This window comes from Burkholderia sp. AU31624, assembly GCF_020420065.1.
Lineage (GTDB): Bacteria > Pseudomonadota > Gammaproteobacteria > Burkholderiales > Burkholderiaceae > Burkholderia.
Map to the genome: position 1 here is coordinate 15,875 of NZ_JAIZRT010000009.1, position 15,332 is coordinate 31,206.

Sequence of the window (15,332 nt, forward strand, 5' to 3'; positions counted from 1 at the left end):
ACGCCGGCACCGTACGCCCGAACTTGCCAGCATAGAAATGCGGACGTGCAGCGTCTTGGCGCGTTTGCGCATTCGGCGTGACGATTTCGGCATATATCAGGGTTATCGACGATATGCCGATATCGTCGCCGCCCACGCATCGAACGCGCAAGACGCACGCATTTTCGCTATCTAGACTTCGCTTCACGGTCACGAGACGACCTCACGCCGCGGCAGCAATCGGCATGCATGGCCTGCGGCATCGGCCATCAGGCGCGCCGATTCCGGCACAGCCCGGACAGCACGCGGCAAGCACGCACGGCCCTCGCATCGGCCTGCCGACCGAACCGTCTCGCCCGGTTTACCGGCGCCGGCCCGCCAGCCGGCGGCGGCCCAACCACGCCATCAAGGGGAAGTGAAAGTGAAGCTGAAGGTATCGCACGTCGCGCTGGCCGCTGCCTGCGCACTGTCGGGCACGCACGCCATCGCCGCCGACGTCGTCAAGATCGGTTTCGCCGCACCGCTGACCGGCCCGCAGTCGAACTACGGCACGGACATGCAGAAGGGCGTGCAACTCGCGATCGCCGATTTCAACGCGACGCGTCCGACCATCGGCGGCAAGCCCGTCACGTTCCAGCTCGACTCGCAGGACGACCAGGCCGACCCGCGCACCGGCACGACCGTCGCGCAGCGGCTGATCGACGACAACGTCCGCGGGATCATCGGGCACTTCAACTCGGGCACGAGCATTCCCGCATCCGACCTGTACGATCGCGCGGGGCTGCCGCAGATCTCGATGGCCACGTCGCCGCAATACACGGCGCGCGGCTACAAGACGACCTACCGGCTGCTGACGAGCGACGCGCAGGCGGGCCGCATCGTCGGCACGTACGCGGTGAAGACGCTGCGCTTCAAGCGCATCGCGATCATCGACGACCGCACGGCCTACGGCCAGGGCATCGCCGACGAATTCGCGAAGGCCGTCGAAGCGGCGGGCGGCACGATCATCAAGCGCGACTTCACGAACGACAAGGCGCTCGATTTCTCCGCGATCCTGACCAACCTCAAAGGGATGAACCCGGACGCGATCTTCTACGGGGGCGGCGACGCGCAATCGTCGCCGATGATCCGCAAGATGCGCCAGCTCGGGATGAAGTCGGCGTTCGTGACGGGCGAGATGTCGCGCTCGCCGACGTTCCTGAAGGTCGGCGGCGACGCGGCCGAAGGCGCGATCGTCTACATGGGCGGGCTGCCGAAGGAAAAGATGCCCGGCTTCGCCGGCTACGCGGCGCGCTACAAGGCGCGCTTCAACGAAGACGTGATCACCTACTCGCCGTACTCGTATGACGGCACGATCGCGCTGCTCACCGCGATGAAGGACGCGAACTCGACCGACCCGAAGGTGTACACGCCGTATCTCGGCAAGGTGTCGGTCAAGGGCGTGTCGGCCCCCAGCATCGCGTACGACACGAAGGGCGACCTGAGGGATGCGCCGGTGACGATCTACAAGGTCGAGCACGGCGCGTTCAAGCCGGTCGATACGATCGCCGGCAACTGATACGTAAAACCCCGCCCCACGCGGCGCGTCAGCGGCTCACCGGCCGCCCGCGCCGCGTGCGCTTTTGCGTCTGCGTCTGCTCCGGCTTCGCGATCCGAACCGTTCCTCGGCGCGCCCCCACGCGCGTGCATTTCGCGCTCCTGTAGAATCCCCCCACCCGCTTTGACGCTTCGTCTCCGCCGCGCCCCATCCCGGTGCGGCGGCGCGTGTTTCGTGCCGCACCCGGCACGCGGCACGCTTCGACGATGCAAGCCGCGCCTTGTCAGTCCATGCCGAAAAGCGGGCCCTGGAGACGCAGCACCGACAACACCATTCGAAAAACCAATCGTCCTGACCATGCAAGCTTCCGAATTGAGCGGCGTGCCTCGCGCCGCCGAACGCGCGCTCACGCGCAGCGACTACAAGACCCTTGGCCTCGCCGCACTCGGCGGCGCCCTCGAGTTCTACGACTTCATCATCTTCGTGTTCTTCGCGCCGGCGATTGGGCAACTGTTCTTCCCGCACGACATTCCCGACTGGCTGCGCCAGCTGCAGACGTTCGGCATCTTCGCGGCCGGCTACCTCGCGCGCCCGCTCGGCGGCGTGATCATGGCGCACTTCGGCGACCTGTTCGGCCGCAAGCGGATGTTCACGCTGAGCGTGCTGATGATGTCCGTGCCGACGCTGCTGATGGGCCTGCTGCCGACCTACGACACGATCGGCATCCTCGCGCCGGTATTGCTGCTGCTGTTCCGCGTGCTGCAGGGCGCGGCCGTCGGCGGCGAAGTGCCGGGCGCGTGGGTGTTCGTGTCCGAGCACGTGCCGTCGCGCCACATCGGCTATGCGTGCGGCACGCTGACCGCGGGCCTGACGGCCGGCATCCTGCTCGGCTCGCTGGTGGCCGCCGGCATCAACAGCCGTTACTCGAGCGCCGAAGTCGGCGCGTTCGCGTGGCGCATCCCGTTCCTGCTCGGCGGCGTGTTCGGCCTGTTCTCGGTGTACCTGCGCCGCTGGCTGCACGAGACGCCGGTGTTCGCCGAGATGAAGGCGAAAAAGGCGCTCGCGGCCGAGATTCCGCTGAAGGCCGTGCTGCGCGACCACGGCCGCGCGGTGATCGTGTCGATGCTGCTCACGTGGATGCTGTCGGCCGCGATCGTCGTCGTGATCCTGATGACGCCCGCGTTGCTGCAGAAGCAGTTCCACCTGACACCCGCGACGACGCTGTTCGCGAACAGCGTCGCGACGCTGTGCCTGACGGCCGGCTGCATCACCGCGGGTTCGCTCGCGGGCTGGATCGGCGCGAAGCGTGTGCTCGCCATCGGCGGCATCGGGCTGGCCGCGTGCTACTACCTGCTGTTCGCGCAGGTCGCGGCCGACGCGTCGACGCTGCCGCTCTACTACGGGATCGCGGGCTTCATGGTCGGCACGATCGGCGCGGTGCCGTTCGTGATGGTCAAGAGCTTCCCGGCCGTCGTGCGCTTCTCGGGCATCTCGTTCTCGTACAACGTCGCGTATGCGATCTTCGGCGGCCTCACGCCGGTGATCGTGTCGCTGATGATGAAGTCGAATCCGCTCGCACCGGTGGTGTACGTCGCGGCGATCTGCGTGCTCGGCGCGATCGCCGTGCAGTTCTCGAAGGATGCGAAGGAGGATTCGCCGCACTGAGCGGCGACGGCGCGCGTGCGGTGGCGTCCAGCGCCGCATTGAATGACCGAATGCACGCGCTCCATGAACAAAAGGGCCGAATCCCGCGGGATTCGGCCCTTTTGTTTTGCTTCAGCGCAACGGCGACGGCGCGACGACGTGCGATCAGCGCAGGCTGCCGTACGTCGTGCTCGGCCGGCGCAGGCCGTCGATGCTCGCGCCGCCGGCGCCGGTGACGTACAACAGCAGGAATCCGCCGGCGATCGCGATGTTCTTCCAGAAATGGATCACCATGTCGTGCTGGACCGCGGCGTCCGTCGCGTCCCAGAAATTGTGCCCGACCATCGCGGTCGCGACCGTGTAGAACGCCATCAGCAGCGCGAGCGGTTTCACCTTGTAGCCGACGATCAGCAGCAGCCCGCCGAGCCCCTCGATCGCGACGACGATCGGTCCGATCACCTGCGGATACGGCACGTTCAGCCCATGCAGGTAGCCGATGAAATCGCCGTAGCCGAGCAGCTTCATCACGCCGCCCCACAGGAACAACGCCGCCAGCGCCAGGCGCGCGAAAAAAATGACGCCGGAATCGACGGAACGCGTCATGCCTCTCTCCTCGTATGCAATTCGGCCGGCCGCCCGGAGCATACCCGGACAACTCGGCGCCGCGCGACCCTGCGGGGCCCGCGGCAAATGGGCCAGCATAGACAGAGTTTCGGCCGTGTCCAAGAAAAAGGTTGTAGCAAATCTTTACACGGCGGCCGCCGCGCGGCCCGAAGGCAGCGGTATCGCCAAGGCGTTTAGCCCGCGTCGCTCAACAACACGCCCTTCTTGAAGATGAAGCAGCCGTAGCCGCGCAGCTCGCCGGTGACGATCACCGCGTACGTCTGCTGCGCGCGCTCGTAGAACGCGAACCGCTCGATCCCCGTGAGCGGCACCGGGCGCCCTTCGGCGCGATCGATCTCGGCCTGCACTTCGCGCTGTACGGGCGGCACCGCGGCTGCATCGCCGACGACTTCCATCCGCCACGCGGGGGTGTCGACGTACGTGTCGAGCGGCAGCACGGACAGCACCGCGCGCACGACGCGTGCCGAATCGGCACCGTCGATCCGCAACGCGCGGCCGACCACCGTGTGCTCCGCGACGGATTCCGCCGGGAAATTCGCATCGCAGATCGCGATTTCGTCACCGTGGCCCATCGCGCGCAGCGTGTGCAGGATGTCGGCGTGCAGCAGCGGGTCGAGATTCTTCAGCATGTCGGCTAGTCTCCGGGATCAGGAACGAACGCATAACGTTACCCGATCCCGGTGGCCGCTGCGCATGCATCGCTCGTATCACGACGCCGCGGCCGGCATTTCGTCGATGAAACCCGTGACCGACGCGAGGCGGCCCGATGCGTCGACGGTGCCGAAGTCCGAACCCTTCACGATCGCCGCGCCGTCGGGCGACACGAGCGCCCACGAGAACCGCAGGTGCTGGCCGAACCCGTCGACGTCGGTCGTGCGGCGGAAGCGGAACGCGGGGAAGCGCGCCTGTACGGCCGCGATCATCGCGTCGATGCCCGCGTGGCCGTCGCCGGCCATCAGCGGATCGCGATACGCCGCGTCGCTCGCGTAGGTCGCATCGATCAGCGCGCGGCGGCGCGCGACATCGGGTTCGTTCCAGGCGTCGATGTAGCGGTCGATCAGGTCGGCGTGAACGGACGAGGCGGATGGGGCGGTGTTCATGGCGAGGCTCCTTGGGTCGATGAGAGGACGATGTCGCGAACGTCGCGTGTTGCGTGTTGCTTGTTCGCGTGCAGACATCGTCGCCGGCCTCGCGCGGGCGGTCGATTACGTACGAGGTAAGGAAATCGCACCCGCGCCACCGCGATCAACCATCAACCATCAGCCATCAGCCATCAGCCATCAATTGGCCGCGTAGTCGACCGCCAGGCTCCACGCCGGATCCTCGTGCTTCGCCCAGTACGCGTCGAACAACCGGCGCGTCACCGGGCCCGGCCGGCCGTCGCCGATCGGCGCGCCGTTCAGCCGCGTGACGGGCATGATCCCGCCGGCCGTCGACGTGATGAACGCCTCGTCCGCATCGCGCAGTTGCACGTCGTCGATGCGATCGGCTTGCGCGTCGATGCCCATCGACGCCGCCAGCTCGAACACGGTCTGCCGCGTGATGCCGTGCAGCACACCGCGCTCGGGCGTCCGAAGCCGGCCGTCGCGCACGACGAAGATGTTGAATCCGGGCCCTTCGGCGATGCTGCCGTCCGTGCACTTCAGCACGACCGACTCCGCCCCTGCGTCATAGCCCTTCAACAGCCCCGCGACGAGGTCGAGCCAGTGGTAGTTCTTGATCTGCGGATCGACCGATTCGGGCGGAATCCGCCGCACGTCGTCGATCAGGTGCAGGTGCAGGCCCTCGCGCAACTGCCGCTCGTTCGCGACCGAGCCGTACGGCACCGCGAACGCGATGAACTGGTTCACCGCGTCGCGCGGGTCGCGGCTGAAGGTGGGCGACACGCCGCGCGTGCACAGCATTTCAACGTACGCGTTGCGCAGGCCCGAGCGGCGCACGCATTCGACGAGGATGTCGCGCAGCGCGTCGTCGCTCAGCGGCACATTCAGCCGCAGCCTTGCCAGCGAACGCCTGAACCGCGCGATGTGCCGGTCGAGGCGGAAGAAGCGGCCGTTCCACACGTGCACGGTGTCGTACGTGACGTCGGAATGTAGAAAGCCCCAGTCGAGCACCGACACGCGCGCGTCGGCGATCGGAATGAAGCGGCCGTTCATGTACGCGGCACCCGGCGGATACGCGGGTGCTTCGGCTGACTGACTACCTTCCTGCGTCGTGCGCGTCGCGGCGGGAACGTACGGTGGCGCGTAGTCGACCTGCGCGGCAAACGACGCGCGATCGGCGTCGAACACGCTGCGATGCACGACCGCATTCGGTCCCGCCGCACGATCGAACGACAGCTTGCCGTCGAGATGATCGATCTCGTGCTGCATCAGCTCCGACACATCGGGCGACAGCGCATCGCGCCGATGCAGTTCGCCGTCGAGCGTCGTGTACCGCACGCTCACCGACGCGTGGCGCTCGACGCGCACGAACAGGTCGGGAAAGCACATGCAGTCATCCCACAGCGTCATGCGCGCATCGCTGCGCCACACGATCTCGGGGTTCACGATCACGTCGGGCCAGCCGTCCAGCGCGAGCGCGATCATCCGTTGCCCGACGCCGATCTGCGGCGCGGCGACCGCGCGGCCGAAACCGTGTTCGTCGCGAAACGCGCGTAGCGCGGCGCGCAGTGCGCTGGCCGCTTCGCGCACGGCGGGATCGGCAACGTCGCCGACCGGCCGCGCGACGTCACGCAACGATGCGGTGCCCACGGGAAGAATCCGCGTATTCATTTCACTACCTCCGACAAAGTCACCTTGTTGCCTCCTTTGAACGTCGAAATCGTTGCCGCCGGATTGCGCAGCTCGCCGTTCGCGTCGAACGCGATCCGGCCGGTCACGCCCTGGAAGTCGACGCGATGCAGCGCGCCGACGATCTTCGCCGGATCGGTGGACTGCGCGAGCATCACCGCGTGATAGACGGCCATCATCGCGTCGTAGGCATACGGCGCGTAGAGCTGCACGGGGGCGCCGTACTTCTGCGTGAAGCGCGCCGCGAACGCGGGGCCGCCCGGCATCTTCGCGAGGCTCCGGCCGCCGTCCGCGCACACGAGGTTGCCGTCGAGCGCATCGCCGGCCAGTTTCAGGATCTCTTGCGTGCACAGACCGTCGCCACCCAGCAGCGGCGCGACAATTCGCAGCTTCTTCATCTGCCTGAGCATCGGGCCGCCCTGCGTGTCCATGCCGCCGAAGAAGATCGCGTCGGGCGCCTTGCCCTTGAGCAGCGTCAGCGGCGCGCCGAAGTCGAATGCCTTGTCGGTCGTGTATTCGCGGCCGACCACGGCCGTGCCCGTCTTCCCGAGCCCGTCGACGAACACATCCGCGATGCCCTGGCCGTAAGCCGTGCGATCGTCGACGACGCCGATGCGGCGCGCGTGCAGTTGCTCGACCGCATAGCGGGCGACGGCCTGCCCGAGGAAGTCGTCGTTCGCAAGCATCCGGAACGTCGTGTGATAGCCGAGACGCGTGAACGCCGGATTGGTGGCCGACGGCGTCAGCTCCGCGATGCTCGCCGTCGCATAGAGCCGCGCGACGGCGATCGACGTGCCCGAATTCTGGTGGCCGATCACCGCGCTGACGTGCGTATCGACGAAGCGCTGCGCGACCGTCGTCGCGACCTTCGGGGCGGCCTGGTCGTCCTGCGCGTCGAGCGCGAACGTGACCGGATGCCCGGCGACGCTCGGATGCGCCGCGTTGATTTCATCGATGGCCAGCCGGATGCCGCGTGCGCTGTCCTCGCCGAAATGCGCCTGCGCGCCCGTGAGCGCGCCGGCAAAACCCACGACGACCGTATCCGCACCGAACGCGGGAACGGCCAGTACAAGCGACACAAGTGGCACGAGCGGCGCCAGCAGCAGACGTCGGGAACGCATGATGTTTTCCTCGCAGCTTCGTCGTTGACGGATGCTACGATTATCGGCAGCCGTCACGAAATCCGATAAACATCGAGCGGCTTCGTTCGTGAGTTTGTTTCGTTTTTTCTCTCCGAAGGAAATCCGATGAATCCTGCCGCCGCGCCGCTCGACGACTTCGACCTGCGGATCCTCGCCCGCCTCCAGCACGACAACCAGATCACGAACCAGGCGCTCGCCGCCGAGATCGGCCTCAGCCCGCCCGCGTGCCTGCGACGCGTGAAGCGGCTGCGCGACGAGCGCTACATCCAGCAGGACGTGTCCGTCGTCGATCCGACCAAGGTCGGCCTCCCGTTGACGATGCTGGTGCTCGTGCAGGTCGAGCGCGAACGGGTCGACCTGCTCGACGAATTCAAGCGGTTCCTGAAATCGCTGCCGGAAGTCATGCAGTGTTATGTGGTGACGGGCCGTGCGGATTTCGTGCTGATGATCGCGATGCGCGACATCGACCACTACGAGGAGTTTTCCACGCGCGTGTTTCGGCAACACCACAACATCCGTCACTTCGAGACGATGGTCGTGATGTCACGCGTGAAGGTGGGGCTGTCGCTGCCGATCGGCATCGAGTGACGACCGCCCGGCCCGGACGCGGGCCCGTGCACGTGCACGTGCACGAGCCGCCGCGATGAAAACGGGCGCCCTCGGGCGCCCGCTTCGTCCGGCCGCAACAGCCGCGCGCGTCAGGTCACCGGCGCCGGATTGAACAGCGTCAGCGCGTTCGCGAGCTTCCATTGCTCGGCCCACGTGCGGCGCTTGCCGCTCGCGACGTCGAGCATCAGCCGGAACAGTGCCCAGCCGGTGTCCTCGATCGTGGCCGCGCCGGTCGCGATCTGCCCCGCGTCGAGGTCCATGAGGTCGTGCCAGCGACGCGCGAGGTCGCTGCGCGTCGCGACCTTGATCACCGGCACCTGCGCGAGCCCGTACGGCGTGCCGCGGCCGGTCGTGAAGATGTGCAGGTTCATCCCGGCCGCGAGCTGCAGCGTGCCGCAGATGAAATCGCTCGCGGGCGTCGCCGCGTACAACAGCCCCTTCTGCTTCGCGCGATCGCCGGGACGCACGACGCCGGCGATCGGCGCGCTGCCCGATTTCACGATCGATCCCATCGCCTTCTCGACGATGTTCGACAGACCGCCCTTCTTGTTGCCGGGCGTCGTGTTCGCGCTGCGGTCGACGCGGCCACGCTGCAGGTAGCGGTCGTACCAGTCCATCTCGCGGATGATCTCGCGCGCCACGTCCTCGTTCGCCGCGCGCGACGTGAGCTGCGCGACGCCATCGCGCACTTCCGTCACCTCGGAGAACATGATCGTCGCGCCCGCGCGCACCAGCAGGTCGGCCGCGAAGCCGACGGCCGGGTTCGCGGTGAGCCCCGAGAACGCATCGCTGCCGCCGCACTGCACACCGACGACGAGATCCGATGCCGGGCACGTCTCGCGGCGGCGGCGGTTGAGCCGCTCGAGATGCGATTCGGCCATCTTCATGATCGAGTCGATCATCGAGTTGAAGCCGACGTGCGCGGCGTCCTGCAGGCACACCACGCCGCCGTTGTCGGTCGCACCGTCGGCCGCGACCGGAATCGTGCCGGGCGGCAGCAGGCGCTCGGGCTGCAGCTTCTCGCAGCCGAGGCTCACGGTCATCACCTCGCCGCCGAAGTTCGGATTCAGGCTGATGTTGCGCAGCGTGCGGATCGGGATGTCGGCGTCGGGCGCGTCGATCGCCACGCCGCAGCCGTACGTGTGCTCGAGCCCGACCACGTCGTCGACGTTCGGGTAGCGCGGCAGCAGCTCGGCCTTGATCCGCTTCACCGCGTGCTCGACGACGCCCGACACGCACTGCACGGTCGTCGTGATCGCGAGGATGTTGCGGGTGCCGACCGAGCCGTCGGCATTGCGGAAGCCCTCGAACGTATAGCCTTCGAGCGGCGGCAGCGGCGGCGCGGCGCGCGTCGCGAGCGGCAGGTCGTCGAGCCCCGGCGGCTCGGGCATGCGCATCGTGCGCTCGTTGACCCAGCTGCCGCGGCGCAGCTCGACCAGCGCATAGCCGATCACCACGTTGTAGCGGACGATCGGGTCGCCGGCCGCGAGATCGACCAGCGCAACCTTGTGCCCCTGCGGCACGCCTTCGCGCAGCGTCAGCCCGTCGGCGAACGTCGCGCCCTCGGGCAGGCCGCCGTCGTTGACGACGATCGCGACGTTGTCGTCCGGATGCACACGGATATAGAGCGGGGAAGCAGTCATCGGAATTCCTGGAGGCTATCGGCCATATCATTAGTCATCATACGACATTCGACCTTGCTCGGCGATGCTGCGTAAACCCTTATCCGGAAAGACCCTACTATTTATCGACCAGCAAACCGCTTGCGTCGCCCCTCCCCTCGTTGTACGATGACATACAACGACATCGCCAATGTGGCTCGTATGCCGTTCCCAACGAACCCAGCACTCGCGCTAGACGGACGACCCAACCATGACCTCACCGCAAGAACTCAAACAGATCATTTCCCACGGCCTGCTGTCGTTTCCGCTGACGGATTTCGACGCCGACGGCAGCTTCCGCCCGTCCACCTATGCCGAGCGCCTGGAATGGCTCGCGCCCTACGGTGCGAGCGCGCTGTTCGCGGCCGGCGGCACCGGTGAATTCTTCTCGCTCACGCAGCGCGAGTATTCGGACGTGATCCGTGTCGCGACGGAAACCTGCAAGGGCAAGGTGCCGATCCTCGCCGGCGCGGGCGGCGCGACGCGCGTCGCAATCGAATATGCGCAGGAGGCCGAGCGCCTCGGCGCGAGCGGCGTGCTGCTGATGCCGCATTACCTGACCGAAGCCAGCCAGGAAGGGATCGCCGACCACGTCGAGCAGGTGTGCCGTGCGCTGAAGATCGGTGTCGTGGTGTACAACCGCGCGAATTCGAAGCTGAACGCCGACATGCTCGAGCGCCTCGCCGATCGTTGCCCGAACCTGATCGGCTTCAAGGACGGCGTGGGCGAAATCGAAAGCATGGTGACGATCCGCCGCCGCCTCGGCGACCGGTTCGCGTACCTCGGCGGCCTGCCGACGGCTGAAGTCTATGCCGCCGCGTACAAGGCGCTCGGCGTGCCGGTGTATTCGTCGGCCGTGTTCAACTTCATCCCGAAGACGGCGATGGCATTCTACGAAGCGATCGCGAAGGACGACCACGCCACGGTCGGCCGCCTGATCGACGAATTCTTCCTGCCGTACCTGAAGATCCGCAATCGCCGCGCGGGCTATGCGGTCAGCATCGTGAAGGCGGGCGCGAAGCTCGTCGGCCATGATGCAGGCCCGGTGCGCGCGCCGCTCGTCGATCTCACCGATGCAGAAGCAGCAGAGCTCGACGTGCTGATCAAGAAGATGGGGCCGCAATAAGCGGTGTTCGTCGGCAGCGCACGTCTTCATTGGCACCGCGCCGGCAGTGCTACATCGCGGCCGGCATTCGCCGGCCGCCACCTTTTGCGCGCTTTCCGCGATGACGCACGCATCCGCCGCAATGCGTGTCGCCACCGTCACATCTGCGCGATGACCCCGACGATCCGGTAACGCACGTTCCCCAGCTTGACGCGTGTCGCCTCGATCTGGTCCTGCGCACCCGATCGCGCGCGCGAATTCGATTCGCTGCCAAGGATCTGCCCGAGTACGTCGCGGTCAACGACCGCGTCGAAGAACCGGCCGACCGTGATCGTCGCCGACTGCTTCGCGGTCGCGAGCTGGCTGTTCGCCTGCATCAACGCTTCGGTGCGCAGGCCCGGATCGCGTTCATCGATGCCGCGCCGGTACTGGAGCGCGAACACCAGCGCTTCCATGTCCTGCCGGAAACGGCGAACGGCTTGACCGAACACGAGCGAGTGCGCGTCGGAACCCGTAACGAGCCGCCCCTGGTTGATCGTGATGTCGAATTCGCTGCCGCCCAGGTCGCGCTGGAATTCCAGCAGTGCATTCGCGAGCACGCGTCCTTCGCTGTACTGGCCGATCTGGGTGCGCACGGATTTCGCGACGTCGCCGATCGCTTTCCACAATCCGGCCGCGAACAGGTGGTCGCCACGTTTGTTGATATTCATGGATTCGGTACCCTTTTAGACTTTTTCTGGATCTCTCAGGCTTCGCCCGCAGGTCGGTCGACCCGGGGCTTCGGTACTGTAGGAGAAAAGCGCGGGCGGCGAAAGTCTGCCGGGGTGGCATGCATCCGTTCTCCGACAGTTTCCGAAGCACGCAAAAAAGGCGGAAGCAGCCGACCGGCTACCTCCGCCTTTCCGATTTCAGGCACGCAATCGGCGCATTGACCGCCGTCATGACGCCATCAGCCGTGCGTGACGATTACTCCGCCTTCCCGTCCCGCAGCCGCGGAATCGCGAGCGGATTGCTTTCCTGCAACCCTTCCGGCAGCAGATCGTCCGGGAAATCCTGGTAGCACACCGGCCGCAGGAAACGTTCGATCGCCGTCGCGCCGACCGACGTGACGGCCGGGTTCGACGTGGCCGGGAACGGCCCGCCGTGCACCATCGCATCGCACACCTCGACGCCGGTCGGGTAGCCGTTGACCAGCAGGCGGCCCGCCTTGCGTTCGAGAACCGGCAGCAGCCGGCGCGCGAGCGGCTTGTCGTCGGCGTCCATCTGCAGCGTGGCCGTCAGCTGGCCTTCGAGCGCTTCGAGCACGCGCGCGACTTCGTCGAGATCGCGGCAACGCACGATCAGCGACGCCGGCCCGAACACCTCGTGGCTGAACGCCGGCTCGGCGAGGAACGCCTGCGCGCCCACTTCGTACAGCGCGCCGCCGGCCTGGCAGTCGGTCTGCGCCGCCTCCCCCGCGCCGATCTCGCGCACGCCCGGCAGTTCGGCCAGCTTGCCGCGGCCGTTGCGATACGCATCGGCGATGCCGCGCGTGAGCATCACGCCGGCCGGCTTCTTCGCGAGCGCCTGCGCGGCGACGGTTTCGAAGCGGTCGAGATCGGGGCCGTCGATCGCGAGCACGAGGCCCGGGTTGGTGCAGAACTGGCCGACGCCCAGCGTCAGCGAATCGACGAAGCCCGTCGCGATCGCGTCGCCGCGCGCGGCGAGCGCCGCCGGAAACAGCACGACGGGGTTGATGCTGCTCATTTCCGCGTAGACGGGAATCGGCTGCGGGCGCGCGTTCGCGAGTTGCACGAGCGCCATGCCGCCCTGCCGCGACCCCGTGAAGCCGACCGCCTGGACCGCCGGATGGCTGACGAGCGCCGCGCCGATCACGCGGCCGGGGCCGACCAGCAGCGAGAACACGCCCGCCGGCATCCCGGTTTTCGCGACGGCGGCGCGGATCGCGCGGCCGACCAGCTCGGACGTGCCGAGGTGCGCCTCGTGCGCCTTCACGATCACCGGGCAGCCGGCCGCGAGCGCCGACGCCGTATCGCCGCCGGCCACCGAGAACGCGAGCGGGAAATTGCTCGCGCCGAACACGACGACGGGCCCGAGCCCGACTTTCTGCAGCCGCAGGTCCGAACGCGGCAGCGGTGTGCGCGCCGGCTGCGCGGGATCGATCGACGCGGCAAGAAAGCGCCCGTCGCGCACGACGCGCGCGAACAGCCGGAGCTGGCCGACGGTGCGGCCGCGCTCGCCCTGCAGCCGCGCGACGGGCAGGCCCGTTTCGGCGTGCGCACGCTCGATCAGCGCGTCGCCGAGCGCGACGATTTCATCCGCGATCGCGTCGAGAAACGCCGCGCGGGCCGCGAGCGGCTGCGCGCGGTACGCGTCGAACGCATCGCGCGCGAGTTCGCATGCGCGCTCGACGTCGGCCTGCGACGCAACGCCGAACGCCGGCGCGTCGATCGGCTCGCCCTTCGACGGGTCGAACGCGCGCAAGGTACCGGCCGAGCCGGCGACCGCTTCGGCGCCGATCAGCATCTCTCCAGTCAGTTGCATGGGGTGTGCTCCGTGGTTCGGGAATAGGTCGTTCATTGTAGCTCAACAGATATGATGTCCGCCCACATAACCTCAATATTCGCGTCAATGGTCGGGCAGGTGCCGGCACGCGCAAAACCCCTATTTCACGCGCCAATATCTGGGATTTTTACGCCTTCACGTCACCATCCAGAGGGAAAACCCGAGGTTTCTGCGTCTGATTATTGCCAATAAACTGTCGCCAAGTCATACGACGACATACATTAAAGTGCCTAATCAAACCCCTTCTCGCGAGCTTCCGCTCGACCTCGCGCGCACCGCGCGCCGGACCGCCGTGCGCTACTGGATCCTGGCGATGCTGTTCGTCGTCACGACGCTCAACTATGCGGACCGCGCGACGCTGTCGATCACCGGCACGCCGATCCGCAAGGCGTTCGGCATCGATCCGGTGACGATGGGCTACATCTTCTCGGCGTTCAGCTGGGCGTACGTGCTCGCGCAACTGCCGAGCGGCTGGCTGCTGGACCGCTTCGGCGCGCGGCGCGTGTATGCGGCCAGCATCTTCCTGTGGTCGGCGTTCACGCTGCTGCAGAGCACGATCGGCCTCGGCGGCAGCGCCGCGTTCGCGGTCGCCGCGCTGTTCGCGATGCGCTTCGCGGTCGGCATCGCCGAAGCCCCCGCCTTTCCGGCGAACGCGAAAGTGGTCGCGAGCTGGTTCCCGACCGCCGAACGCGGCACCGCGTCGGCGATCTTCAACGCCGCGCAGTACTTCGCGGCCGTGGTGTTCTCGCCGCTGATGGCGTGGCTCACGCATGCGTACGGCTGGCACCAGGTGTATCTGTGGCTCGGCCTCGCGGGCATCGCGCTCGCGTTCCTGTGGCTGCGGGTCATGAAGGATCCGGCCGACCATCCGGCCGTGAACCGCGCGGAACTCGACCATATCGAGCAAGGCGGCGGCCTCGTGCGCACCGCTGCACGCAGCAGCAACGGCGCGCGCTCCGAAAGCAGCCGCGTGGCCGGCTGGTACTACGTGCGCCAGCTGCTGTCGAACCGGATGCTGATCGGCGTGTACCTCGGCCAGTACTGCGTGAACGTGCTCACGTACTTCTTCCTCACGTGGTTCCCGATCTACCTCGTGCAGGCGCGCGGCATGTCGCTGCTGAAGGCCGGCTTCATGACGTCGCTGCCCGCGATCTGCGGGTTCCTCGGCGGCGTGCTCGGCGGGATGCTGTCGGACGGGCTGATCCGCCGCGGCGTGTCGCTCACGCTCGCGCGGAAGATCCCGATCGTCGGCGGGATGGCGCTGTCGATGGTCATCATCGGGTGCAACTACGTCGACAGCGAAGTGCTGGTGATCGTGCTGATGGCCGTGTCGTTCTTCGGCAAGGGGATCGGCTCGCTCGGCTGGGCCGTCGTCGCGGATACCGCGCCGAAGGAAGCGATCGGCCTGTCGGGCAGCCTGTTCAACATGTTCGGCAACACGGCCGGCATCGTCGCGCCGATCGCGATCGGCTACCTCGTCGGCGCGAGCGGCTCGTTCAACGGCGCGCTCGTGTTCGTCGGGCTGAACGCGCTCGTCACCGTGTTCAGCTATCTCGTGATCGTGAAGGACATCAAACGCGTCGAACTGCGTCATCGCGACGCCTGACGTTCGGCTTCAAGACAAAGCAACGGCGGCCGCATGAAAACGGCCGCCGTTGTTGCATCGGATACCCG

13 protein-coding genes are annotated in these 15,332 nt (G+C 67.1%); 5 read left to right on the forward strand and 8 right to left on the reverse strand.

Annotated features, from left to right (window positions below; genetic code table 11):
- Nucleotides 1–400 precede the first annotated feature (400 nt).
- Complete coding sequence (locus LGM89_RS28890) at nucleotides 401–1,537, forward strand: branched-chain amino acid ABC transporter substrate-binding protein (protein WP_226274734.1); 1,137 nt, start codon at nucleotides 401–403, stop codon at nucleotides 1,535–1,537.
- A 336-nt stretch (nucleotides 1,538–1,873) separates the two neighbouring features.
- Nucleotides 1,874–3,181: an MFS transporter gene (locus LGM89_RS28895; protein ID WP_089462018.1), complete on the forward strand. Its 1,308-nt coding sequence runs from the start codon at nucleotides 1,874–1,876 to the stop codon at nucleotides 3,179–3,181.
- Nucleotides 3,182–3,325: 144 nt separating this feature from the next.
- On the opposite strand, the gene LGM89_RS28900 is transcribed toward LGM89_RS28895, so the two are convergent.
- From LGM89_RS28900 to LGM89_RS28920, 5 genes are all read right to left on the reverse strand, one after another.
- The gene (locus LGM89_RS28900; protein WP_089496154.1) at nucleotides 3,326–3,763 is read right to left on the reverse strand and encodes a DoxX family protein; all 438 of its coding nucleotides are present in this window, start codon (nucleotides 3,761–3,763) and stop codon (nucleotides 3,326–3,328) included.
- 194 nt (nucleotides 3,764–3,957) lie between these two features.
- Nucleotides 3,958–4,413: an RbsD/FucU family protein gene (locus tag LGM89_RS28905; RefSeq protein ID WP_089496153.1), complete on the reverse strand. Its 456-nt coding sequence runs from the start codon at nucleotides 4,411–4,413 to the stop codon at nucleotides 3,958–3,960.
- 78 nt (nucleotides 4,414–4,491) lie between these two features.
- Nucleotides 4,492–4,884 carry a nuclear transport factor 2 family protein gene (locus LGM89_RS28910; RefSeq protein ID WP_089496152.1) on the reverse strand — a complete coding sequence of 131 codons (393 nt, stop codon included), beginning with the start codon at nucleotides 4,882–4,884 and terminating at the stop codon, nucleotides 4,492–4,494.
- 180 nt (nucleotides 4,885–5,064) lie between these two features.
- The gene (locus LGM89_RS28915) at nucleotides 5,065–6,558 is read right to left on the reverse strand and encodes an aminotransferase class IV (RefSeq protein WP_226274735.1); all 1,494 of its coding nucleotides are present in this window, start codon (nucleotides 6,556–6,558) and stop codon (nucleotides 5,065–5,067) included.
- Nucleotides 6,555–7,697: a branched-chain amino acid ABC transporter substrate-binding protein gene (locus LGM89_RS28920; RefSeq protein WP_226274736.1), complete on the reverse strand. Its 1,143-nt coding sequence runs from the start codon at nucleotides 7,695–7,697 to the stop codon at nucleotides 6,555–6,557. Before LGM89_RS28920 ends, LGM89_RS28915 begins: the two co-directional genes overlap by 4 nt.
- A 126-nt stretch (nucleotides 7,698–7,823) precedes the next feature.
- On the opposite strand from LGM89_RS28920, the gene LGM89_RS28925 reads away from it, so the two are divergent.
- A complete protein-coding gene (locus LGM89_RS28925) occupies nucleotides 7,824–8,306 on the forward strand; it encodes an Lrp/AsnC family transcriptional regulator (RefSeq protein WP_174952042.1) in 483 nt (160 codons plus the stop codon).
- Between the two features lie 110 nt (nucleotides 8,307–8,416).
- Here the strand turns inward: LGM89_RS28925 and garD are convergent, their stop codons facing one another.
- Nucleotides 8,417–9,970 (reverse strand): galactarate dehydratase, encoded by a 1,554-nt coding sequence (garD, locus tag LGM89_RS28930; RefSeq protein ID WP_046546146.1) that lies wholly within the window; start codon nucleotides 9,968–9,970, stop codon nucleotides 8,417–8,419.
- 229 nt (nucleotides 9,971–10,199) lie between these two features.
- Between garD and kdgD the strand changes: the two genes are divergently transcribed.
- Entirely contained in the window at nucleotides 10,200–11,114 is a 915-nt protein-coding gene (kdgD, locus tag LGM89_RS28935; RefSeq protein ID WP_089429011.1) for a 5-dehydro-4-deoxyglucarate dehydratase, read from the forward strand.
- A gap of 137 nt (nucleotides 11,115–11,251) precedes the next feature.
- Here the strand turns inward: kdgD and LGM89_RS28940 are convergent, their stop codons facing one another.
- Complete coding sequence (locus LGM89_RS28940; RefSeq protein WP_089429010.1) at nucleotides 11,252–11,803, reverse strand: hypothetical protein; 552 nt, start codon at nucleotides 11,801–11,803, stop codon at nucleotides 11,252–11,254.
- A gap of 256 nt (nucleotides 11,804–12,059) precedes the next feature.
- Nucleotides 12,060–13,637, reverse strand: coding sequence for an aldehyde dehydrogenase (NADP(+)) (locus tag LGM89_RS28945; RefSeq protein WP_226274737.1), 1,578 nt, complete (start codon nucleotides 13,635–13,637; stop codon nucleotides 12,060–12,062).
- A gap of 247 nt (nucleotides 13,638–13,884) precedes the next feature.
- Between LGM89_RS28945 and LGM89_RS28950 the strand changes: the two genes are divergently transcribed.
- Nucleotides 13,885–15,264, forward strand: coding sequence for an MFS transporter (locus LGM89_RS28950; RefSeq protein ID WP_226274738.1), 1,380 nt, complete (start codon nucleotides 13,885–13,887; stop codon nucleotides 15,262–15,264).
- The last annotated feature ends 68 nt before the right edge of the window (nucleotides 15,265–15,332 follow it).